Here is a 19,771-nt window from a genome sequence, read left to right on the forward strand (position 1 = left end):
GTTGTCGGACGGGGCCTTGTCAGAGGGGTCTGGCACAGTGCCCGCGTGGACATCGATACCTTCTGGGGTCTCATCGAGGAGTGCCGGCGGCAGGCGCGGGGCCGGGGCGAACGGCTCGCGTGGTTGCGCGGTGAGCTGTCGCGGCGGCCGTTGGCCGAGATCGTGGGGTTTCAGGTGTGCCTGGACGAGGTGACGTACGAGGCGTCCGCCTGGGAGCTGTGGGCGGCGGCGGAGCGGATCCTCGGTGGCCGGTGTTCGGACGACGGGTTCTGTTGCTTCGGGTTGTGGATGGTGGGGCTCGGCCGGGATGTGTTCTCCCGGGCGGTGACCGGTCCCGATGCCGAGCCTGATGCCCTGGCCGACGCCCCGGAGGTCCGGGAACTGGCCCGCCGCCCAAGGGAGTTGTGGAACGACGACTGGCCCGACTGGGAGTCGCTCGACTACGTCGCCATGGAGGCGTACGGGATCGCCACCGGTGTCGACGACGACGGCGACGCGTTCGATGACGCCGTCGAGGCGGAACAGGGTGAGGGGAACGGTGGTTCAGGGCCGCTCGGCGAACGTCGGGGCGTGCGCGGCGAGGGTGAGGCGGCGCACGGGCTGCCGAGACTGAGCGCGATGTTTCCGGTGAGGCCGCGCTCAGGGTTGGTGCTGTGACGGGCTCGATCGGCGTGGTGCGGTGCTGGGTGTCGGGCGTTCGGCGGGCCGGGGCGCGGTCATGTCGAGGAGGAGCAGGGCGTCGTGGTCGGGGGTGCCTGGCTCGGCGGTGTAGACGCCGATGCGTTGGCCGGGGGTGCCTTCCACGTGCAGGGACTGGGAGGTGAGGGTGAGCGTGCCGACCTGGGGGTGCTGGAACGTCTTCTGGGTGGGCCTGCGGCCGGTCACTTCGTAGCGCTCCCACAGGCCCGCGAAGTCCGGGCTCTTGAGGAGGAGTTCACCTACGAGGCTGGTCAGGTCGGGGGCGTCGGGGGCCGTGCCGGCGATGGCGCGCAGCCGGGCGACGCAGCCGGTGATCTGCCGGTCCCAGTAGCCGGCGAACAGCTCGCGGGCCGCGGGGTGGAGGAAGAGGTAGCGGGCGAGGTTGCGCTGCTTGACCGGCCAGTCGTCGAGGCCCGGGTAGAGGGCGAGGCCGCCGGGGTTGTAGGCGAGCATGTCCATGCTGCGGCTGATGACGTAGGCGGGGTTCGGGCGGAGCGATTCGAGCAGCAGCCTGAGGTGGGGGCGCACGGTGCGGCTCGGGGCCGGGGGCGGTTCGGGGGCGTAGCGGGCGGCACGGGCGGCTAGTTCGCGCAGGTGCTGGTGCTCCTGGTCGTCCATGTGCAGGGCGCGGGCGAGCGCGTCGAGGACGGCGGGGCTGGGGCGGGTCTCCTTGCCGCGTTCCAGGCGCACGTAGTAGTCGATGCTGATGCCGGCGAGGGTGGCCAGCTCCTCGCGGCGCAGGCCGGGGGTGCGGCGGAGGCCGGTGCCGACGGTGAGGCCGACGTGTGCGGGGCTGGTCTGGGTGCGGCGGGCGCGCAGGTAGCGGCCCAGCTCGGCGCCCTCGCTGTGCGCGCTCTCGGATGGCATGACTCCAGTCTCACCCGTCCGGTCCGTAGCGCGCGGGCGCGTGAGGGGCCCTGCCGTTACCCCTGAAGAGCCCGCCCTGCCACACCGGCGTGATCCGGGCCAAGGTGGGTGAGGAAGACGCCGGTACCCCCGGCCCCGCTCAGCCGCCGCAGGTATCACCGCGGGCACCATCGCGGGCACGACCTGCCGGGCCGGGCGGGAGTGGGGGTGGGTGAGGGTGCCGGGCGACGCAATGAACCGGAGAGGGCGCGATGCGGTACATCAAGCTGCGTGACGTGGAGGTTTCCCGGATCGGGCTGGGCGCCATGGGCATGTCCCACGGCTACACCGGCTCCGGCACCGACGACGCGGAGTCGATCCGGACCGTGCACCGGGCGCTGGAGCTGGGCGTCACGCTCATCGACACCGCCGAGATCTACGGCCCGTACACCAACGAGGAGTTGCTGGGCCGGGCGCTCAAGGGACGCCGGGACCAGGTGGTGCTGGCGACGAAGTTCGGCCTGGTCTCGCACGGCGGCGGAGGTGCCTGGAACGTGGACTCCGGCCCGGCGAACATCCGTACCGCCGTCGAGGGCTCGCTGAAGCGGCTGGGCACCGACCACATCGACCTGTACTACCAGCACCGGGTCGACCCGGACACGCCGATCGAGGAGACCGCCGGCGCCGTCGGCGAGCTGATCACCGCGGGCAAGGTGCGGGCCTTCGGGCTCTCCGAGGCCGGCCCGGACACCATCCGCCGCGCGCACGCCGTCCAGCCGGTCAGCGCGGTGCAGTCGGAGTACTCGCTGTGGACGCGGGGGATCGAGGAGCGCGTCCTGCCCGTCCTGCGGGAGCTGAACATCGGCCTGGTGCCGTTCTCCCCGCTCGGGCGCGGCTTCCTGACCGGCACGGTCCGCTCCACCGACCAGTTCGACGCCACCGACTTCCGGCGTGACAACCCGCGTTTCTCCGGCGAGAACTTCGGGCGCAACCTCGCGATCGCCGACGAGGTGCAGGCCCTGGCCACCGAGGTCGGTGCCACGCCCGCGCAGGTCGCCCTGGCCTGGCTGCTGGCCCAGGGCGACGACATCGCCCCGATCCCCGGCACCAAGCGGGTCGGCCGCGTCGAGGAGAACACCGCCGCCGACACGCTCACACTGACCGCCGGGCAACTCACCCGGCTCGGCAGCCTGCCACCCGCGGCCGGCGACACCCACACCGAGGCCCAGGCCCGGTTGCTCGAACGCTGATCACTTGGACCGACCGGCACGGGCCGTGTTGAGACGGGCCGTCACGTGTATGGCGGTGCGCGAACGTTGTTCAGCCGGACCGCTCGGCACGGGCCCTGTTGGATCGGGCCCGTCATGCGTACGGCGATGCGCGAACGCTGTTCAGGCGGACCGCCTGGCACGGCCCCCTTGCTGGAGCAGGTCCGTCACGCGCACTGCGGTGCGCGAACGCGGTTCAGCTGAACCGCCCCGCCCCGCACGGCCCCCGCCCCGCCCCGCTCCCCGCCCCGCTCCCCGCCCCACACACCCGCCGCCCCCGTCGAAGCAGACCCGTCACGCGTACGGCGATGCGCGAGCACTGATCCCCGAACCACCCGCACGACCCCCGTTTGGAGCAGACCCCTCATGCGTGCAGCAGTGATGTACGGAGCCGGAGACGTCCGTGTCGAGGACCGGCCCGACCCGAAGATCGTGCGGCCGGGCGACGCCGTCGTACGCACCCTCGCCGCGTGCGTGTGCGGCAGCGACCTGTGGCCCTACGCGTCCATGCCCGCCACCGACACCGGCCGCCCCATGGGGCACGAGTTCCTCGGGGTCGTAGAAGAGACCGGCGCGGACGTGACCGGGCTGACGGCGGGTGACCTGGTCGTCGCCCCGTTCACCTACAGCGACAACACCTGCGACTACTGCGCCAAGGGGCTGCAGATCTCCTGCCGCAACGGCGGCCGGTACGGCTTCGACGGCGTCGACGGCGGGCAGGGCGAGGCCGTTCGCGTCCCGTACGCCGACGGCACCCTGGTGAAGCTGCCGGTGGCCGCCGACTCCGCGCTGCTGCCGTCGCTGCTGGCACTGTCGGACGTGATGACCACCGGCCACCACGGCGCGATCACCGCAGGCGTCGGCCGCGGCGACGCGGTGCTGGTCGTCGGGGACGGCGCGGTCGGCCTGTGCGCGGTGATCGCCGCCAAGCGGCTCGGCGCCGAACGGATCGTGCTCGCCGGCCGCCACGGTGCGCGCACCGACCTGGGCCGCGCCTTCGGCGCCACCGACGTCGTGGCCGAGCGCGGCGACGAAGGCATCGCCCGCATCCGCGAGTTGACCGGCGGTGTGGACAAGGTGATCGAGGCGGTCGGCACCCGCCAGGCTCTCGACACCGCCCTGGGCGCGGTCCTGGACGGCGGCACCGTCAGCCGCCTCGGTTTCCCGCAGTACGAGCAGGGACCGCTCGGCCCGGCCGGGTTCATGCGCAACCTCACCCTGACCGGCGGCGCCAGTCCCGCCCGCGCCTACATCGAAGAGCTGCTGCCCGACGTCCTCGACGGCACGATCACCCCGGGCCGTGTCTTCGACCAGGAATTCGCCCTCGACCGTACGCCGGACGCCTACCGTGGCATGGCCGACCGCCAGGTCCTCAAGGCCCTCGTCCGCCCCTGACCGAGCCGTAGCCGTCGCGTCCGAAGTGGTCTGTCATCCGATGCCTGACGCCTTGGTGAACCGGGTCACCAGGGAGACGAACCGGCCGGAGTCCTGGACGAGCATCGCGTGGCCGGCGTCAGGGAACATGACCAGCTCGGCGTGCTTGGCCCGCTGAGTGATGATGCTCGCGTTCCGGGGCGGGGTGATCTTGTCGAGGGAGCCGTTGGTGATCAGCATCGGGATGGTGCTGTCGGGGAGCTTGTCCCAGGTGCCCTCGAAGGACCCGTACGCCTGTCCGGCCTGGTATTGACGCAGCAGCGTCTCGTCGCTGACCTTCTCCGGCGGGATCAGACCGAGCTGCTCGATGTACGCGGCCCGCGCGGCGGTGGCGTCGGCGGGGAAGAGCAGGTCCATCATCTGCGGCCCCGTGGTCTTGGGGCTGTTGAGCTCCTTGGCCACGGCGGGCGGCGTGTTGACGGCCTCGCTGCCGCCGAGGTCGCCGCCGGTGCTCACGAGCGCGCTGATGGCACCCGGGTGGAGCGCGGCGACGGTCAGGCCGATCTCGCCGCCCATCGACCAGCCGAGCAGGGCGGGGTGCCGTAGACCCAGCGCCTTGATCAGACCGACGGTGTCGTCCGCCATGAGCGGAATGGTGTCGGGGACCGAGGTGTCGTCGGTCGTGTGGCCGACGCCGCGGTTGTCGAAGATCGTGACGTGGTAGTGTCGGCCGAGCCGGCTCAGCAGGTCGGCCGTCCAGTCGCTCATGGTGCCGGTGTCGCCCATGACCATGAGGAGGTCGGGGCCGGAGCCGAACTGGCGGTAGCCGATCGTGATGCCGTTGACCGGGATCCGGCGCACCGGTCCGAGGAACGCGCCCCGCCCGCTCGGGGCGGAGTTCGGGACGACGGTCGACGCCGCCTTGGTGGCGGTGATGGCCGTCGCCCGTGTGCTCGGCCTGCTGCTGGATGCGCCGGTCGCGTGCCCGTCGCCGGACGAACAGGCGACCGCTCCGAGGGCCACCGTGGCGACGGCCACGGCCAGCCGGGGCAGGGTGCGGGCACGCGGTGTGCGGTGCGATGCGGACATGAGGGACCTCCGTGCTGATCGTGTGTGGGTGGGGGTTGAGCAGGAGATGAGCTGTGGGTCCGGTGCGCGGGTCGAGCGCCGTGCCGCGGGCTGGTCCGCGGCTCAGACGTAGGCGCCCGGGCGGTGGGCCGGCTTGTTCGCTTCGCGGTCGGCCCGTGCCTGGAGCAGCTGGCCGCGGATGACGATCGTGCCCAGGCGGACGACGACCTCGCCGACCGCCATCAGGAGCAGGGCGACGACCCAGGCCTGGCCGCTGGTGATGGTGTGCGCGGCGGAGAAGCTGGTCACGTGGGCGGCGCCGGAGGGGTGCGTGGACCACACCGCGAAGCCCAGGCGGAAGCCCATGCTGATGATCCAGAGTGCGGCCGCACCGCTGGAGGCCTTGATCAGCACGTGCCCGTCGGCGTGCCGGACACGGGTGAGCAGACCGCCGGCGAGGCCGAAGACGATCCCGGTGGCCGCGAAGATCACGGCCAGCGGGATGTCGTTGCCGGCGGTCGGGATGTCGGTCAGGTAGTTGCTCGCGGCCCAGGTGATCATGCCGAGCGGGAGCAGGATGGTGCGGGTGGTCAGCCGCTCCTCGCGCAGCTGGCGAAGAACGATGAGCAGGAGCGCGATGTCGATGAACCAGTCGGTCGTTGTCATGGGTACGAGCATTCGCCGATGCGCCCCGAACTCCTTCAACCCAGGGGTGTAACCCGGGTTGAGGTCCGCGCCGTTACCGCTCGGGGTTGTCGACTACCGCTCGGTGTTGTCGACCAGGCCGAAGCGCCAGGCCCAGGCGATCAGCGCGCCGCGATCCTCCAGCGCCAGCTTGGCCAGGACGTGGTTGAGGTGCGTTTTCACCGTCGCCAGGCTGACGACCATCTCGCGCGCCACCTGCCGGTTGTTCAGCCCCTTCGCCAGGAGCCGTACGACGTCGACCTCCCGCCTGGTCAGCCCCTCGGCCTCGGGAGGAAGCGTCGCCGGTGAGGACGCGGGCGCGGCGGCGGGCGCCTTGGGCTCCGTCACGACGAGCTGCACGAGCCGCCGCTGCACGGCCGGGTCGAGGACGGTCCGACCGGCCGCCACCTCCCGGACCGCGGCCAGCACCGCCTCGCCGGTCGCGTCCTTGGTCAGGTAGCCGAGCGCGCCGGCCCGCAGCGCGGGCATCACCGCGTCGTCGTCGGCGAACGTCGTCAGGATCAGCACCTGTGTCGCCAGGCCCGCCGCCACTATCTCGGCCGTCACCTGTGCGCCGTCGAGCCCGGGCATCCGCAGGTCGACGAGGGCGACGTCGGGCCGCTCCGCCACGGCGAGCCGCACCGCCTCGTTCCCGTCGCCGGCCTGCCCGACCACCTCGATGTCCGCCGCCGAGGTCAGCAGCAGCACCACCCCGTCCCGCACCACCGCCTGGTCGTCCGCGACCAGCACCCGAATCGTCACGCGTCCGCCTTCCCGTCTGCCGTAATGCCGCCTGCGTTGGTGCGAGGTGCCTTGGCGTCGCCCGCTGCGGCACCAACCTCGTAAGAGGTGTCCGCCGCGGCGCCATCGTCCTCCACGACCGGCACACGGAGCGCGATCCGCCAGCCCGGTCCCTCGGGCGCCGGTCCGGCGGTCAACGAGCCGCCGACGGCCTCGATCCGCTCGGCCATGCCGCGCAGCCCCGTGCCGCTGCCCTGTACTCCCGACGGGCCGCGACCGGCCGGCAGCCCACCGTCCCGTACGACAGCGCGCAGCTCGGAGCCCTCCCACACCAGGTCCACGTCGATGGCGCTACCGGTCGCGTACCGCGCCGCGTTCGTCATGGCCTCCTGCACCGCCCGGTACACCGCGTGCCCGGCCTCGGGTGCGAGCCGACCGGTCCGGCCGCTGACGCGCAGCCGCGCCTCGCCTGGAAAACCCCTGGTCAGGCCGTCGATATCGGCCACGCCCCGGAGCGGTACGGAACGCAGCGCACCCACCGCCGCGCGGGCCTCCTGCACTCCGTCGCGGGCGAGTTCGGCGGCGCGGTCCAGCGGCCCGGTCAGCGTCGCCGGAGCACCGTCACGCCGCGCGATCGCCCTGACCGCCTGCAACTGCATGGACAGTCCGGCGAGGCTGTGCGCGAGCACGTCGTGCATCTCGTGGGCGATCCGCCTGCGTTCCTCAAGGGCCGCCGCCTCCTGCCGGGCCGCGCGGGACGCCTCCACCTCGGCCAGCAGCGCGACCGCGCGGTCCCGCTCGGCCTGGAGCGCGGCGTGCTCGATCGAACGGTCGGCGAGCAGCCACACGCCGACGGCCGACAGCAGGCCGGCCACGCTGCCGAAGATCACCACGACCGCGACGCCGAAGCCGGCCGCCAGCAGCGCGACGCAGGCGTTGCGCACCGGCCCGGCCGGGATGCACATCGGCAGCACGGCGGCGGCGGCCAGCACGGGAACCTCGCCGAGCCCGTTGGGCACGAGCGCCATGATGGCGAAGCCGGTCCCGATGGTCAGCGCGACGCCGAACCAGGTCAGCGGCGTCGGCAGGGCCCGGCCACTGAGCACCATGCCCAGCTCGGCGCAGAGCCCGAGCACGGCGACGACGACCTTCAGCGCCGTCCCGTCGGCCGCGATCACCGAGACCACCACGCAGGCGATCAGCGCGCCCGCGCCGATCACGTCACCACGCTCGAAGATCCGGCGACGGCCGGGACCGGCCGCGGACCGGATCATGTCGGGCCACCTACTCACCATTCCCGCGCTCCGTTCGCCATCGGCCGGCTCCCGCCGTCCGCGCACCGCGCGTCCCCCCACGTGACCACGGCTGCGTCGGGCACGACCGACGCGGTGCACGCACGGCCGGCGGCGCACGGCGGCGAGCATATACGTGGCGTCGGCACGTGCCTCGCCGCGCTCGGTCACCGGCCCGGCACGTGGCATGGCGCACTTTTGCAAGCAGGTGCTTGCAATAGTTAGCGCGGGTGGTGCAAGGTGGAGGCATGGCAACGCTCAACGTCGGCAATCTCGGGGAGTATCTGCGTGAGCAGCGGCGCACCGCGCAGCTGTCTCTGCGGCAGCTCGCCGATGCCGCCGGGGTGTCGAATCCGTATCTGAGCCAGATCGAGCGCGGGCTGCGCAAGCCGAGCGCGGAGGTGTTGCAGCAGGTCGCCAAGGCGCTGCGGATCTCCGCCGAGACGCTGTACGTGCGCGCCGGCATCCTCGACGCCGAGCGGGACCGGGACGAGGTCGAGACGCGTGCCGTCATCCTCGCCGATCCCACGCTCACCGAACGGCAGAAGCAGGTGCTGCTTCAGATCTACGAGTCCTTCCGCAAGGAGAACGGGTTCGAGATCGCCGACGGGGGCGAGGACGGCGGCAGTAGCAGTAGCCCCGGCGTGGCCGATGTCGGCGACGGTGGCGAGGGCGGCGACGGTGCCGCGCCGCACGAGACCGCCGGTTGACCCGACGACGTACACAACACAAAACCCTCAGCTGATAGCAACCGGGAGGACCATCACCATGGCCATCACCGATGACCTGCGCAAGACCCTGAGCGACCCCACCCCCCTCTACTTCGCCGCCGGCACCGCCGACCTCGCGCTCCAGCAGGCCAAGAAGGTTCCCGGCCTGGTCGAGCAGCTGCGTGCCGAGGCGCCGGCCCGGATCGACGCCGTGCGCGGCACCGACCCGAAGGCCGTGCAGGAGAAGGCCGCCGCCCGTGCCAAGGAGGCCAGTGCCAAGGCCAAGGAGGCGCAGGAGACCTTCCAGACCAAGGTCAACGAGTTCATCACCAGCCTCGACGGTGACCTCAAGAAGCTCAGCAGCACCTTCGACGCCGACCTGAAGAAGTTCGGCGAGTCCGCCCAGGACTTCGCGCTGCGCGGGGTCGGCGTCGCCGCCGAGTACGCCGTCAAGGCCCGTGAGGCGTACGAGAAGGTCGCCGAGCACGGCGAGCAGGCCGTGAAGACCTGGCGCGGCGAGGCCGCCGACGAGATCGAGGAGCTGGCCGTCGCGGTCGAGCCCGACCCGACACCGGTGGCCGAGCCCGTCGTGGTGAAGGCCGAGACCCCGGCCCCGGCCGCTCCGCCGAAGAAGCCCGCCGCGGCCGCGAAGAAGGCCCCGGCCCGCAAGACCACCGCCAAGAAGACGACTCCGCCCGCGAAGTGACACGTACGGGTGATCGGTAACGGGTCGGGCACTCCATGAGTGCCCGGCCCGTTCTTCGGGTACCGGGAATCCCGTTGCGGGTACGGTGACCGCGTAAGAACTAGCCGAGTCTGGTGGTGGACGTAGTGCTGATGCAGGGCTTCGCAGGGTTCATGTGGCTGTTGAGCACCGCCCTGATCATTTTCAGCGGCTTCGCACTCGTCGACGCCGCCACGCGTCGCGAGGACGCCTACCGCGCGGCGGACAAGAAGACCAAGCCGTTCTGGCTGATCGTCCTCGGGATCGCCTTCGTGGTGAACCTGATCTTCAACATCCTGTCGTTCCTGCCGATCATCGGCCTCGTCGCGACCATCGTGTACATGGTCGACGTACGCCCGGCCCTCCGCGGCCTCCCCGGCGGCGGCCGCAGCCGCAGAGGCGGCTCCAGCAGCGACGGCCCCTACGGCCCGTACAACGGCGGCCGCTGAAGCCGTACGGCGACCACCGCACCGACCGGTCGCGCCGCTCGCCCCGTTCGCTACGGAGCTACGGCGCGCGGTCCAGCAGCACTACCGCCACGTCGTCCGTCAGCTCGCCGCCGTTGAGGTCGCGGACCTCGTTGACCGCGGCCCGGAGCAGTTCCTCGCCCCGCAGGCCCTCGGCGAGCTGGCGGCGGACCATGGCCACCATGCCGTCCTGGCCGAGCCGTTCGCGGCGGCCCTCGCCGATCCGGCCCTCGATCAGGCCGTCGGTGTAGAGCATCAGGCTCCACTCGGCGCCCAGTTCGACCTGCATCCGGGGCCAGCGGGCGCCGGGGAGCAGGCCCAGGGCGGGGCCGTTGTTGTCGTAGGGGAGCAGTTCGGCGGGGCGGCCGGGGCGGGCCAGCAGCGGGGACGGGTGGCCGGCCAGGCAGAGGCCGGCGCGACGGCCGTCGGGGGCGATGTCGACCGTGCAGAGCGTCGCGAAGATCTCGTCGTCGGAGCGCTCGTGCTCCAGGACCTGCTGCAGCGTGCCGAGCAGCTGGTCGCCGCAGAGGCCCGCCAGGGTCAACGCGCGCCAGGCGATGCGGAGTTCGACCCCGAGCGCGGCCTCGTCGGGGCCGTGACCGCAGACGTCGCCGATCATCGCGTGCACGGTGCCGTCGGGGGTGCGCACGGTGTCGTAGAAGTCGCCGCCGAGCAGCGCGCGGGAGCGGCCGGGGCGGTAGCGGGCGGCGAAGCGCAGCGGGGAGCCCTCCAGGAGGGGGGTGGGCAGCAGTCCGCGTTCGAGGCGGGCGTTCTCCTGGGCGCGCAGCTTGGACTCGGTGAGCTTGCGCTCGGCGCGGTCGGAACGTTTCCGCTCCACCGCGTAGCGGATCGCGCGGCTCAGCAGCCGGCCGTCCAGCTCGTCGCGGAAGAGATAGTCCTGGGCGCCCACGCGGACCGCCTCGGCGCCGCGCTCGGTGTCGCCGGACGCCGTGAGGGCGAGGACGGCGTGGTGCGGCGCGAGCCGCAGGACGTGCTTGAGCACGGCCAGCTCGTCGTCGGTGCCGTCCCCGGCCCGGGCGGGGGCGGGCAGCGCGAGGTCCAGCAGGATGCAGTGGACGTCGTCCGTGAGCAGCCGCTCGGCCTCGGTGAGGTTGCGGGCGGTGCGGACCCGGATCGGCTTGCCGGTCGGGTCGACCAGCTCGGGCACGACCGGCGAACCGCCGGGGTCGTCCTCGATCATCAGCAGGGTGAGGTGACCGGTCGGGGTGCCGTGGGCAGGGGCCTGGGCAGCGCTCGGCGCGGCGCCGGCCGGGCGGTCGTCCGCCTTGCCGTCGTCGGCCGTGTCCTGCGGGCGCGGAGCCGCCGTGGCTTCGGATACGGCTCCGGAGACGGCTTCGGACACGGCTCCGGGCACCGCCGTGGTGGCGGCTGCGGAGCTGTCCCCGGTGATGCCTCCGGAACTGTCTCCGGAGGGGCCGCCGATCGCGGGCCCGGTCTGCGCCTGACCACTTTCCGCGGCCGGGACGGCTCTCTGCCGCGGTATGGGTGCGGGCATCGTCCTGGTTCCTTCCCTCCCCCCGAGGGCACGGCGGAGCGAGGGACCTCGACCCACCGACCGGGACCATAGCGGTAGTGGGCGCCGTAAAGGAATGGTGTGAGGCAGGTCGCCCGGCAGGCGGCCACTGTCATATGCCGTGATCTGTACGGCAGTTGGGCAGGGGGGCTCCTACCCGGGGATGACGAAGGTCACGCCGGGAGGGAGTTTGGGGCGGGTGGTGCGTGCGCCAGGTCACGTGGCCCGGGTCACCGGCCACGCGCCCCGCTCACCAACTGGACGTATTACGCATCCGGTCGCACAACACCCAATATCGGCATCGAGCCCGCCCCCGCGACCGTCACCGTCCGCCCCGGCCGCGGGGCGTGGATGATCGCGCCGTCGCCGATGTACATGGCGACATGGCTGGCGTCGGCGAAGTAGATGATGAGGTCGCCGGGGCGCATGTCCTTCTCGGCGACGTGCGGGAGCTGCTTCCACTGCTCCTGCGAGGTGCGCGGGATCGGGTCGCCGGCGCTCGCCCAGGCCTGCGAGGTCAGCCCCGAGCAGTCGTACGTCGACGGGCCCTCGGCGCCCCACTCGTACGCCTTGCCGAGCTGGGCCGTCGCGTAGGCAACCGCCGCCTTGCCCGCAGCGGACGCCTTGCCACCGGTGTCCTTGAGGGCGCCGGAGTCGAGCCACGCGGTCTGCGCCTTCAGCGCGGCCTGCTGCTCCAGCTTGGCCAGCCGCTCCTTCTCCTGCTTCTCCAGCCGGGACTCAAGCTTCTCGGCCGCCGCGATCTGGGTCGTGACCTTCTTCTTGGCGGTGGCCTTGGCCTGGCGGTTCTTCTCCAACTGCTGCCACTGGGCGGAGGCGTCGGCGGTGTACTGCTTCAAGTCCTGCTGGGTGCGGGTCAGTTCGGCGATCAGGCCCTTGGTGGCGCGCTGGCCCTGGAGGACCCGGCCGGTACCGTCCAGGAACGCCTGCGGGTTGTCGCTCAGCAGCAGCTGCGCCTCGTCCGGGATCCCGCCCGTGCGGTACTGGGAGCGGGCCGCGGCACCGGCGCGGTCCTTCAACTCGTCCAGCTTCTCCTGGCCCTTGACGATCTTCTTGGCCAGCTCCACGATCTCCGCGGACTGCTTCTGGGACTTCTCCTCGGCCGCGTTGTAGGCGTCCGTGGCGACGGCGGCGTCGTGGTAGAGCGCGTCGAGCTTCTCGCGTACGGCCTCAAGGTCCTTGTTGGTCACAGGGGTTGGGGACGCGGTCGCGGACGGGGTCGACGAAGGCGTCGGAGCCGGGCTCGCGAACGCGATGCCGGGTGCCGCGAGTACGGTGACCGCGCAGACGACCGTGATGGCCGTCGTGATCAGGACCCGCCTGCCCGCTCCCATACCCCTGCCCCCACTTCTGATTGACCGTCAGTAACTTACGGATGCCTGGGGGATCGTGCCATGTCCCTACAGAAAGCGACAGAGGCAGGACTTCCTGTACTTCTCTCCTTTCCTTCCAGGTCATGGGCTGTGACGAACGGCCGCCGGAGATCGTTCCCCACACACCACACCCGCAACCGGATTCACCCGCGCGGGGCCAACGCCCCCCAGGACACGGTCACTTCGCCCTGCCGCCAGCGCACCGGACCGTCCGTCACCGGCCAGTTGGCCGACACATACCGAACGGCCTGGGTCCAGCGCTGCCGCGCACCGTAAGAGGCGAGGGGTGCGGCGGAGGCCCAGGCGTGATCGAAGTCGCGCAGGAAGGCGTGCAGGGGCTCGCCGGGGACGTTGCGGTGGATGAGCACCTTCGGGAGGCGGGCGGCGAAGTCGGACGGGCGCTCCAGCGACCCGAAGTGGGCGGCGAAGGTGACCGTGCGGGGACCCTCCGGCCCGAGGGCGATCCAGACGTGGCGGCGACCGATCTCGTCGCAGGTGCCTTCCACGAGCAGACCGCCGTGTGAGCCGACCGCCGGGTCGGCGGGCGTGAGGCGGCCACACATGAGTTCCCAGGCCCGGGCCACCTTGGACTCGTCGTACTGGCGCAGCACGTTCGCGGCCCGAATGAGGGTGATCGGACCTCGGACCGGGATCTCGAACCCTCCGCGCCGGAAGACCAGACCCTCGCGTGCGTACGGCTCCGCCCTCTGGACCCGCACCGGTTCGATCTCCACGCCCACGACACGCGTGCGGGGAGCGACGGTGCGGAGCCTGCCGAGCAGTTCCACGGCCGTCCAGGGCGCGGCGCCGTAGCCGAGGTCGACGGCGACGGGATCGACGGCCCGGCGGAGCTCGGCGCCGTGCGTCGCCGCGATCCAGCGGTCCATACGGCGCAGGCGGTTGGGGTTGGTGGTGCCGCGCGTCACCGTTCCTACGGGGCGGGTGGCTGCGCGGGCTGTCATGTGTACGAGGGTAGGCGGCACGGGGTGAGGGGCGCGGCAGGGGCATAGGCCGCGGCTGTCCTTGCCCTGTGCCCGGCCCGTTGTCAGTGCCGCCTGGCAGGATCGGAGATCGGGTCGGACGAGGTGGGGGCGGGATCGGTGAAGGTGCTTGTCAGCTGCGAAGTGCATGTTGATTACGGCCAGGTGTTCGTGGAGAGCGGCGGGGGCGACTGCGACCTGCACGACGCTTTCGCCGGGCAGGAGGGCGTCGGGCTCTGCGGGGGCGGGACGGACGGGACGCTGTTGCTTCTGACCGGTCTGCGCATCGGCGGCGTCGACTTCACCGCCGAGCTGCACGACAGCCGGCCCGAGCTGGACGAGACGTGGGAGGAGATCGTAGAGGTCCCGTTCCGGCCGGTGTCGGGGGAGACGGTGCTGCGGCAGTGGAACGGGAAGGCCCGGTGGGAGCTGGGCCTGGAGGAACGCGACTACCGCGTGCGGTACTCCGCCGTCGGCATGGACGCAGGCCGGAGCAAGAACGTCCGGGAGGACGACGAACCGCCGACCGACGACCGGTACCTGCTCCAGATATGGCCCGCCGCGCCCGAACCGGCCCGGCTGCTCAAGCGGACCGGCCGCGCTGCCGCGTACTGGCACGCCTTCGCGACGTCGCCGGTGGGCTGACCGGCGGACGGGGGTCGACGTGTCGCCGGACGGGAGTCGACGCACGGAAGGAGGCCAACGCGCCGCCCCCTCGAACGGTTGAGCGACCCACGGCAATGGCTCGGTAAAATCCCCATGCGTCGGAATGAGAATCCGGCCTCCCGATGTTGGCGTCCTTGGAGGGAACCCCACACCCTCCTTCCGGCATGCCCGCAGCGAGGAGGAACGCCACGTGAGCCAGTACGGCAGCAGGCTCGGGCGGCGTTCCGCGGCCTCGTCCGCCCGGCTGCGGCTGCACCGCAAGCCCCGCCGGGTCGCCATGCTCTCCGTGCACACGTCACCACTGCACCAGCCCGGCACGGGCGACGCGGGCGGCATGAACGTCTACATCGTGGAGCTCGCGCAGCGCCTCGCCGCGATCAACATCGAGGTCGAGATCTTCACGCGCGCCACCACGGCCGCCCTCCCCCCGACCGTCGAGCTGGCACCCGGCGTGCTCGTCCGGCACGTCGACGCGGGACCGTACGAAGGTCTCGCCAAGGAGGAACTCCCCGCCCAGCTCTGTGCGTTCACGCACGGAGTCATGCAGGCGTGGGCCGGCCACCGCCCCGGCTACTACGACCTCGTCCACTCGCACTACTGGCTCTCCGGCCACGTCGGCTGGCTCGCCGCCCAGCGCTGGGGCGTCCCCCTCGTGCACGCCATGCACACCATGGCCAAGGTCAAGAACGCCAGCCTGGCCGACGGCGACACCCCCGAACCCGCCGCCCGCGTCATCGGCGAGACCCAGATCGTCGCCGCCGCCGACCGCCTCATCGCCAACACGGCGGAGGAGGCCGACGAACTCGTACGGCACTACTCGGCCGACCCCGCCAAGGTCGCCGTGGTCCACCCCGGCGTGAACCTCGAACGCTTCCGCCCGGCCGACGGCCGCGCCGCCGCCCGCGCCCGCCTCGGCCTTCCGCAGGACGCCCTGATCCCGCTCTTCGCCGGCCGCATCCAGCCCCTGAAGGCCCCGGACGTCCTGCTGCGCGCGGTCGCCGTGCTCCTCGACGAGCGGCCCGAGCTGCGCTCGAACATCGTCGTCCCCGTCGTCGGCGGCCCCAGCGGCAGCGGCCTCGCCAAGCCCGAGGGCCTGCAGAAGCTGGCCGCGCGGCTCGGCATCGCGGACGTCGTACGGTTCCGGCCGCCGGTCGGGCAGGAGCAGCTCGCGGACTGGTTCCGGGCCGCGTCCGTGCTGGTCATGCCGTCGTACAGCGAGTCCTTCGGGCTGGTCGCCATAGAGGCGCAGGCGGCCGGTACGCCGGTGCTCGCGGCCTCGGTCGGCGGCCTCCCGGTCGCCGTGCGCGACGGTGAGACCGGCTTCCTGGTCCAGGGCCACGATCCCGTCGCCTACGCGCACGTCCTGAGCCGGCTCGCCGACGACCCGCACCTCGCGCCCCGCATGGGCGAGGCCGCCGCCCGGCACGCCCAGTCCTTCGGCTGGGACACCGCGGCCGCCGCCACGGCGGACGTCTACACGGCGGCGGCGCAGGCCCACCGCCGTCACGTACGCTCGCACCATGGGTGAGGCGGCAGCGGACCAGGAGCGGGCGGCGCAGGTCATCGAGGGTTTCCTCAAGGATGCCGAACTCGACTGGGAGAGCCCGGAGTCCGGCACGTTCGTCGTCCAACTCCCCGGCACCCGCAAGCTGTCGACGACCCTCTCCCTCCTCGTCGGCCGCCACTCCCTCTCGCTCAACGCCTTCGTCATCCGCCACCCCGACGAGAACGAGACCGGCGTCCAGCGCTGGCTCCTGGAGCGCAACCTCAAGCTGTACGGCGTGAGTTACGCCGTCGACCAGCTCGGTGACGTGTACGTCACCGGGCGGCTGCCGCTGTCCGCTGTCACCGAGGCCGAGATCGACCGCCTCCTCGGCCAGGTCCTGGAGGCCGCCGACGGCAGCTTCAACACCCTCCTGGAGCTGGGCTTCGCCTCCGCGATCCGCAAGGAGTACGCGTGGCGGGTGTCGCGCGGGGAGTCGACGCGGAATCTGGACGCGTTCACGAATCTGACCCAGCGGCCGACGAACTGACCTCGAACTGACCGCTGTTCGACCCCTTCCCTGCGACTAGGGCCCCGTGGCATGCTCACCGCCAGCACATTTCTGAACGACGTTCACATCCATGAAGAGCCGCGTGGGAGGACGTACGTACATGAGCAACCCCCGTCTCACCAGACGAACCCTGCTCGGAAGCACGCTGGCCTTGGCGGTCCCCCTGCCGAAACAGGGGCCCGGAGAAGGGCTCGGCGGAGGGCCCGGCGGTTCTGGGGGCGAAGTCCCGTCCCTCTGGCGGGAGTTCACCCGCACCCCCTTCACCCACCCGCAGATCCCGTACATCGGCAGAGCGGGCGCGCGACGCCACCCCCGGCGCCCCCTCGTCCTCGACGTCCGTCGCTACGGCGCCGTCGCGGACGGTACGACCGACTCCGCCCCCGCGATCAACCGTGCCATCGCCGCTGCCGGTAGGGCCGGCGGTGGCACGGTGCTCATCCCGCCCGGCACCTTCCGCATCGACGACGTGATCCGCGTCGGTCACTCCGGGGTCGTCCTGCGGGGCGCCGGCAGCGGCCGAACGAAGCTCTACGCGACGAAGAACCTGACGGAGCTGATCGGTGTCTACGGCTCCCGTTACGGCGGCGACAAGTCGTCCTGGTCCTGGGCGGGCGGCCTCATCTGGCTTGCCCCGACGGCCCGTTGGGACTCGCTGGTCGCCGCGATCAGGGCGAAGGCCTGGCCCTTCGAGGGCTGGACCGGCAACAAGCGTGACGAATGGCGGCAGTTGACGACGATCGAGCCCGCGCGACAGGGTGCGTGGACGGTCCGGGTCGCGGACGCCTCCCAACTGAGGCCGGGCGAACTGGTGTTGCTCCGCCTCGCCGACGACACCGGCCACACCCTCCTGGAGCACATGGCGGGCGGCGGCCCCGGCCCCGAGGCGTACTACTGGGACGACAAGACGAAGCTGCTGTCGTACGTCCCCTACGAATGGCCCGTCCGCATCGCGAACGTCCATGGCCACAAGGTGACACTCGAACGCCCGCTGCCCCTCGATATCCGCCCCGAGTGGAGCCCCCAATTCACCACGCACGTGGAGGAATTGACGGGCGCGGGAGTGGAGGGCCTGACCCTGGAGGCGGTGGAAACCCCACAACAACCGCACCTCCTCGACAAGGGCTACAACGGCGTCGTCCTCCAGTGCGCCTACGACTGCTGGGTGGACGACGTGACGGTCCGTCACGTGGACAACGGCTTCGGCCTGGTGGCGGCCTCGGCGTGCACACTGCGCGGTACGACGGTGGCGGGCCGCGGCTCTCATCACCCCTACTTCTGCCGCGAGGGCTCGCACGACAACCTCGTCGAGGACTTCACGATCGAGGAGCGCACGGTCCCGGCGCCGGCCAACACCCAGCTCCACGGCATCAACGTCGAGGGCCTGTCGTCGTACAACGTCTGGTCGCGCGGCGACATGCGGATGGGCACCTTCGACAGCCACCGCGGCCTGCCCTTCGCCAACGTCCGCACCGACATCACGGTCAACAACGATGGCCGCCACGGCGGTGACGCGAACGCCGGTCCGCTCTTCGGCGCCCGCTTCACCCACTGGAACATCCGCGTCACCAACGGCCGCGCGGGCCTGATGAAGATCGACCAACTCGCCCCGTACAGCGCGACGGTGGGTCTCAACACGGTCACCGAGTTCGACCAGATCGACGTCCCCGACTTCACCGGTGATCTGCACGCGCGGCTGGAGCTCTACGGCACGACCGGGGTCGTACGGCCGCGGAACCTGTACGAGGCGCAGCGGAAGCTGTGACTCAGCTCCGGCGCAGGACGTCGTAGCCGATGAAGTCGAACATGCGGGTGCCGATGGGGAGTTGGCGGGGTTCGCCGGTGAAACGGTGGGCGCCGACGGACTGGGGGATCGAGGGGTCCGACACCCACAGGCGCTCGAAGCCGCGCTCCTCCAGCCAGGCGCAGACCTGGGGGACGAGGTCGGGAGTGATGTCGCGGCTGCGCGTCCACACCAGCGTGCCGCCCGTCCGGCACAGGGCGGTGCAGTGGTCGAGGACGCGTTCGACGTCGGCGTCGGAGATGTTGCCGAGGACGCCGCACGCGAGGACGAGGTCGGCGGGGGCGAGTTCGGCGTACTGGTCCGTCAACGAGGCGTCTCCGGCGACGACTTCGACGCCGGGGAGGCCGGCGGCGCGGGCCGCCCGTCTCGCGACGTCCACGTTCCGCTCGTCCAACTCCACGAGCCGGGCGCGGACTTCGGGCCCTCGGGGATGCTCGGCCAGTACGCCGATCAGGTCGCGGCCCTGTCCGGCGCAGAGGCTGATCGCGGTGAGCGGGCCCGGCGGGGCGGTGTCGAGGGCGAGGCGGAGGCGTTCCTGGATGAGGGCCAGGCGGCGGCTGAGGTAGGAGTCGGGGGAGTCGTAGGCGTCGTGCCACGTGTGCCAGTCCATGTGCGATTCCCTGCGCGATGCCATGGGGCGAGGCTAGCCGCGGAGTTGATGTTCGTCGCGTGAATAGCGTCCCGGTGTGACCCCGACCAACTTCCGGAAATGGCGCGTGAGATGGGACTGGTCGTAGAACCCGGTCACCGTCGCCACCTCGCCCGGCGGGCGGCCGTCGAGGAGGAGCCGGCGGGCGCGGTCGACGCGGCGGGACATCAGGTACTGGTGCGGTGCTATGCCGTACGCCCCGCTGAACGCCCGTACCAGATGGGCGGGATGGGCGTGCACGAGCCGGGCGGCCTCGTCGAGGGTGATGCCCTCCGTGACGTGCTCGTCGAGGAGTTCGCGGAGGGTGCGGGCGAGGACGGGGCCGGGTGTCGGGGCAGGGGCGGCGAACGGCCGTAGCCGGGCGTGCAGTTGCTCGGCGATGAGGGTCAGGCGGCTCTCGGCCTCCAGCTCGTCGCCGGGGTGGTCGAGCGCGGTGTGCAACTGGCCCACGCGCAGCCGGAGTTCGGGATCGCGGAGGTCCGGCTGGTCGACGGCGGAACCGATCAGGCTGTCCGGGAGATGCGTGCCGTCGAGATAGAGGACGCGCTTGCGGAAGCCGTGTGGGGTGGCGGGGGAGCCGTTGTGCGGGACATGCGGCGGCAACAGCGACACCGTGTCGTGCGGGGTGCCGTGCTCGTGCCGGTCGAGGTCGTACCGTACGGCTCCGTCGTCCACGATCAGCAGCGTCCACGCGTCGTGCACGTGCATCGGGTACGCGTACTCGGTGAAGTGCGCGTGGAAGACCTCGACGACACCGGGGACACGGGGGCGCCAGGCGGAGACTTCCTGTTCGGGGCGCTGCGGGGCCATGCAAAGAACGTAC

Annotated in this window: 20 protein-coding genes; 10 read left to right on the forward strand and 10 right to left on the reverse strand. The window is 71.8% G+C overall.

The annotated features are described in order from the left end of the window. Positions 1-45: 45 nt before the first annotated feature. The gene (locus OG407_RS28365) at positions 46-657 is read left to right on the forward strand and encodes a DUF4240 domain-containing protein (protein WP_405862292.1); all 612 of its coding nucleotides are present in this window, start codon (positions 46-48) and stop codon (positions 655-657) included. Here OG407_RS28365 and OG407_RS28370 read toward each other — a convergent pair. Continuing rightward, entirely contained in the window at positions 640-1,566 is a 927-nt protein-coding gene (locus OG407_RS28370; RefSeq protein WP_405862294.1) for a helix-turn-helix transcriptional regulator, read from the reverse strand. The two genes, OG407_RS28365 and OG407_RS28370, sit on opposite strands and share 18 nt — an antisense overlap. A gap of 251 nt (positions 1,567-1,817) precedes the next feature. On the opposite strand from OG407_RS28370, the gene OG407_RS28375 reads away from it, so the two are divergent. Together OG407_RS28375 and OG407_RS28380 are read left to right on the forward strand one after the other, a co-directional pair. Further along, a complete protein-coding gene (locus tag OG407_RS28375; protein ID WP_405862296.1) occupies positions 1,818-2,795 on the forward strand; it encodes an aldo/keto reductase in 978 nt (325 codons plus the stop codon). 384 nt (positions 2,796-3,179) lie between these two features. Then, a complete protein-coding gene (locus OG407_RS28380; protein WP_405862298.1) occupies positions 3,180-4,208 on the forward strand; it encodes a zinc-binding dehydrogenase in 1,029 nt (342 codons plus the stop codon). A 33-nt stretch (positions 4,209-4,241) separates the two neighbouring features. Here the strand turns inward: OG407_RS28380 and OG407_RS28385 are convergent, their stop codons facing one another. From OG407_RS28385 to OG407_RS28400, 4 genes are all read right to left on the reverse strand, one after another. Beyond that, positions 4,242-5,276 carry an alpha/beta fold hydrolase gene (locus OG407_RS28385; protein WP_405862300.1) on the reverse strand — a complete coding sequence of 345 codons (1,035 nt, stop codon included), beginning with the start codon at positions 5,274-5,276 and terminating at the stop codon, positions 4,242-4,244. Positions 5,277-5,378: 102 nt separating this feature from the next. Next, positions 5,379-5,921, reverse strand: a complete 543-nt coding sequence (locus OG407_RS28390) for a hypothetical protein (RefSeq protein WP_405862302.1) — start codon at positions 5,919-5,921, stop codon at positions 5,379-5,381. A 93-nt stretch (positions 5,922-6,014) separates the two neighbouring features. After that, a complete protein-coding gene (locus OG407_RS28395; protein WP_405862304.1) occupies positions 6,015-6,701 on the reverse strand; it encodes a response regulator in 687 nt (228 codons plus the stop codon). Then, positions 6,698-7,954 (reverse strand): sensor histidine kinase, encoded by a 1,257-nt coding sequence (locus OG407_RS28400; RefSeq protein ID WP_405862306.1) that lies wholly within the window; start codon positions 7,952-7,954, stop codon positions 6,698-6,700. Before OG407_RS28400 ends, OG407_RS28395 begins: the two co-directional genes overlap by 4 nt. Before the next feature lie 266 nt (positions 7,955-8,220). Between OG407_RS28400 and OG407_RS28405 the strand changes: the two genes are divergently transcribed. From OG407_RS28405 to OG407_RS28415, 3 genes are all read left to right on the forward strand, one after another. Beyond that, positions 8,221-8,682 (forward strand): helix-turn-helix domain-containing protein, encoded by a 462-nt coding sequence (locus tag OG407_RS28405; RefSeq protein WP_405862308.1) that lies wholly within the window; start codon positions 8,221-8,223, stop codon positions 8,680-8,682. A 58-nt stretch (positions 8,683-8,740) separates the two neighbouring features. Continuing rightward, a complete protein-coding gene (locus OG407_RS28410) occupies positions 8,741-9,388 on the forward strand; it encodes a hypothetical protein (RefSeq protein ID WP_405862310.1) in 648 nt (215 codons plus the stop codon). Positions 9,389-9,519: 131 nt separating this feature from the next. After that, positions 9,520-9,855: a DUF2516 family protein gene (locus OG407_RS28415; RefSeq protein ID WP_327407202.1), complete on the forward strand. Its 336-nt coding sequence runs from the start codon at positions 9,520-9,522 to the stop codon at positions 9,853-9,855. A 58-nt stretch (positions 9,856-9,913) separates the two neighbouring features. Here the strand turns inward: OG407_RS28415 and OG407_RS28420 are convergent, their stop codons facing one another. The 3 genes from OG407_RS28420 to OG407_RS28430 form a co-directional block, all read right to left on the reverse strand. Then, the gene (locus tag OG407_RS28420) at positions 9,914-11,389 is read right to left on the reverse strand and encodes a PP2C family protein-serine/threonine phosphatase (RefSeq protein ID WP_405862312.1); all 1,476 of its coding nucleotides are present in this window, start codon (positions 11,387-11,389) and stop codon (positions 9,914-9,916) included. Positions 11,390-11,673: 284 nt separating this feature from the next. Then, positions 11,674-12,759, reverse strand: a complete 1,086-nt coding sequence (locus OG407_RS28425) for an NlpC/P60 family protein (RefSeq protein WP_405862314.1) — start codon at positions 12,757-12,759, stop codon at positions 11,674-11,676. Positions 12,760-12,941: 182 nt separating this feature from the next. After that, the gene (locus OG407_RS28430; protein ID WP_405862315.1) at positions 12,942-13,760 is read right to left on the reverse strand and encodes a class I SAM-dependent methyltransferase; all 819 of its coding nucleotides are present in this window, start codon (positions 13,758-13,760) and stop codon (positions 12,942-12,944) included. A gap of 138 nt (positions 13,761-13,898) precedes the next feature. On the opposite strand from OG407_RS28430, the gene OG407_RS28435 reads away from it, so the two are divergent. The 4 genes from OG407_RS28435 to OG407_RS28450 all read left to right on the forward strand — a co-directional run bounded on the left by OG407_RS28435 (position 13,899) and on the right by OG407_RS28450 (position 18,260). Further along, a complete protein-coding gene (locus tag OG407_RS28435; protein WP_405862317.1) occupies positions 13,899-14,423 on the forward strand; it encodes a hypothetical protein in 525 nt (174 codons plus the stop codon). A gap of 211 nt (positions 14,424-14,634) precedes the next feature. Then, a complete protein-coding gene (mshA, locus tag OG407_RS28440; protein ID WP_405862319.1) occupies positions 14,635-15,972 on the forward strand; it encodes a D-inositol-3-phosphate glycosyltransferase in 1,338 nt (445 codons plus the stop codon). Beyond that, positions 15,965-16,477: a YbjN domain-containing protein gene (locus OG407_RS28445; RefSeq protein WP_405862321.1), complete on the forward strand. Its 513-nt coding sequence runs from the start codon at positions 15,965-15,967 to the stop codon at positions 16,475-16,477. Before mshA ends, OG407_RS28445 begins: the two co-directional genes overlap by 8 nt. Positions 16,478-16,598: 121 nt before the next feature. Further along, positions 16,599-18,260, forward strand: a complete 1,662-nt coding sequence (locus tag OG407_RS28450; protein ID WP_405862323.1) for a glycosyl hydrolase family 28-related protein — start codon at positions 16,599-16,601, stop codon at positions 18,258-18,260. 1 nt (position 18,261) lies between these two features. On the opposite strand, the gene OG407_RS28455 is transcribed toward OG407_RS28450, so the two are convergent. After that, on the reverse strand, positions 18,262-18,909 hold the full coding sequence (locus tag OG407_RS28455) for a methyltransferase domain-containing protein (protein WP_405862325.1): 648 nt from the start codon (positions 18,907-18,909) through the stop codon (positions 18,262-18,264). Positions 18,910-18,942: 33 nt separating this feature from the next. Beyond that, the gene (locus OG407_RS28460; RefSeq protein WP_405862327.1) at positions 18,943-19,758 is read right to left on the reverse strand and encodes an AraC family transcriptional regulator; all 816 of its coding nucleotides are present in this window, start codon (positions 19,756-19,758) and stop codon (positions 18,943-18,945) included. Positions 19,759-19,771 lie beyond the last annotated feature (13 nt).

The organism is Streptomyces sp. NBC_01515 (genome assembly GCF_045040345.1).
Taxonomy (GTDB): domain Bacteria; phylum Actinomycetota; class Actinomycetes; order Streptomycetales; family Streptomycetaceae; genus Streptomyces.

Coding starts and splice junctions, on each gene's coding strand:
- OG407_RS28415 (WP_327407202.1), top strand. CDS start 9,520: ATGCAGGGCTTCGCAGGGTTCATGTGGCTGTTGAGCACCGCCCTGATC.
- OG407_RS28425 (WP_405862314.1), bottom strand. CDS start 12,759: ATGGGAGCGGGCAGGCGGGTCCTGATCACGACGGCCATCACGGTCGTC.
- OG407_RS28380 (WP_405862298.1), top strand. CDS start 3,180: ATGCGTGCAGCAGTGATGTACGGAGCCGGAGACGTCCGTGTCGAGGAC.
- OG407_RS28390 (WP_405862302.1), bottom strand. CDS start 5,921: ATGACAACGACCGACTGGTTCATCGACATCGCGCTCCTGCTCATCGTT.
- OG407_RS28450 (WP_405862323.1), top strand. CDS start 16,599: ATGAGCAACCCCCGTCTCACCAGACGAACCCTGCTCGGAAGCACGCTG.
- OG407_RS28400 (WP_405862306.1), bottom strand. CDS start 7,954: ATGATCCGGTCCGCGGCCGGTCCCGGCCGTCGCCGGATCTTCGAGCGT.
- OG407_RS28430 (WP_405862315.1), bottom strand. CDS start 13,760: ATGACAGCCCGCGCAGCCACCCGCCCCGTAGGAACGGTGACGCGCGGC.
- OG407_RS28455 (WP_405862325.1), bottom strand. CDS start 18,909: ATGGACTGGCACACGTGGCACGACGCCTACGACTCCCCCGACTCCTAC.
- OG407_RS28420 (WP_405862312.1), bottom strand. CDS start 11,389: ATGCCCGCACCCATACCGCGGCAGAGAGCCGTCCCGGCCGCGGAAAGT.
- OG407_RS28460 (WP_405862327.1), bottom strand. CDS start 19,758: ATGGCCCCGCAGCGCCCCGAACAGGAAGTCTCCGCCTGGCGCCCCCGT.
- OG407_RS28410 (WP_405862310.1), top strand. CDS start 8,741: ATGGCCATCACCGATGACCTGCGCAAGACCCTGAGCGACCCCACCCCC.
- OG407_RS28445 (WP_405862321.1), top strand. CDS start 15,965: ATGGGTGAGGCGGCAGCGGACCAGGAGCGGGCGGCGCAGGTCATCGAG.
- OG407_RS28375 (WP_405862296.1), top strand. CDS start 1,818: ATGCGGTACATCAAGCTGCGTGACGTGGAGGTTTCCCGGATCGGGCTG.
- OG407_RS28405 (WP_405862308.1), top strand. CDS start 8,221: ATGGCAACGCTCAACGTCGGCAATCTCGGGGAGTATCTGCGTGAGCAG.
- OG407_RS28370 (WP_405862294.1), bottom strand. CDS start 1,566: ATGCCATCCGAGAGCGCGCACAGCGAGGGCGCCGAGCTGGGCCGCTAC.
- OG407_RS28385 (WP_405862300.1), bottom strand. CDS start 5,276: ATGTCCGCATCGCACCGCACACCGCGTGCCCGCACCCTGCCCCGGCTG.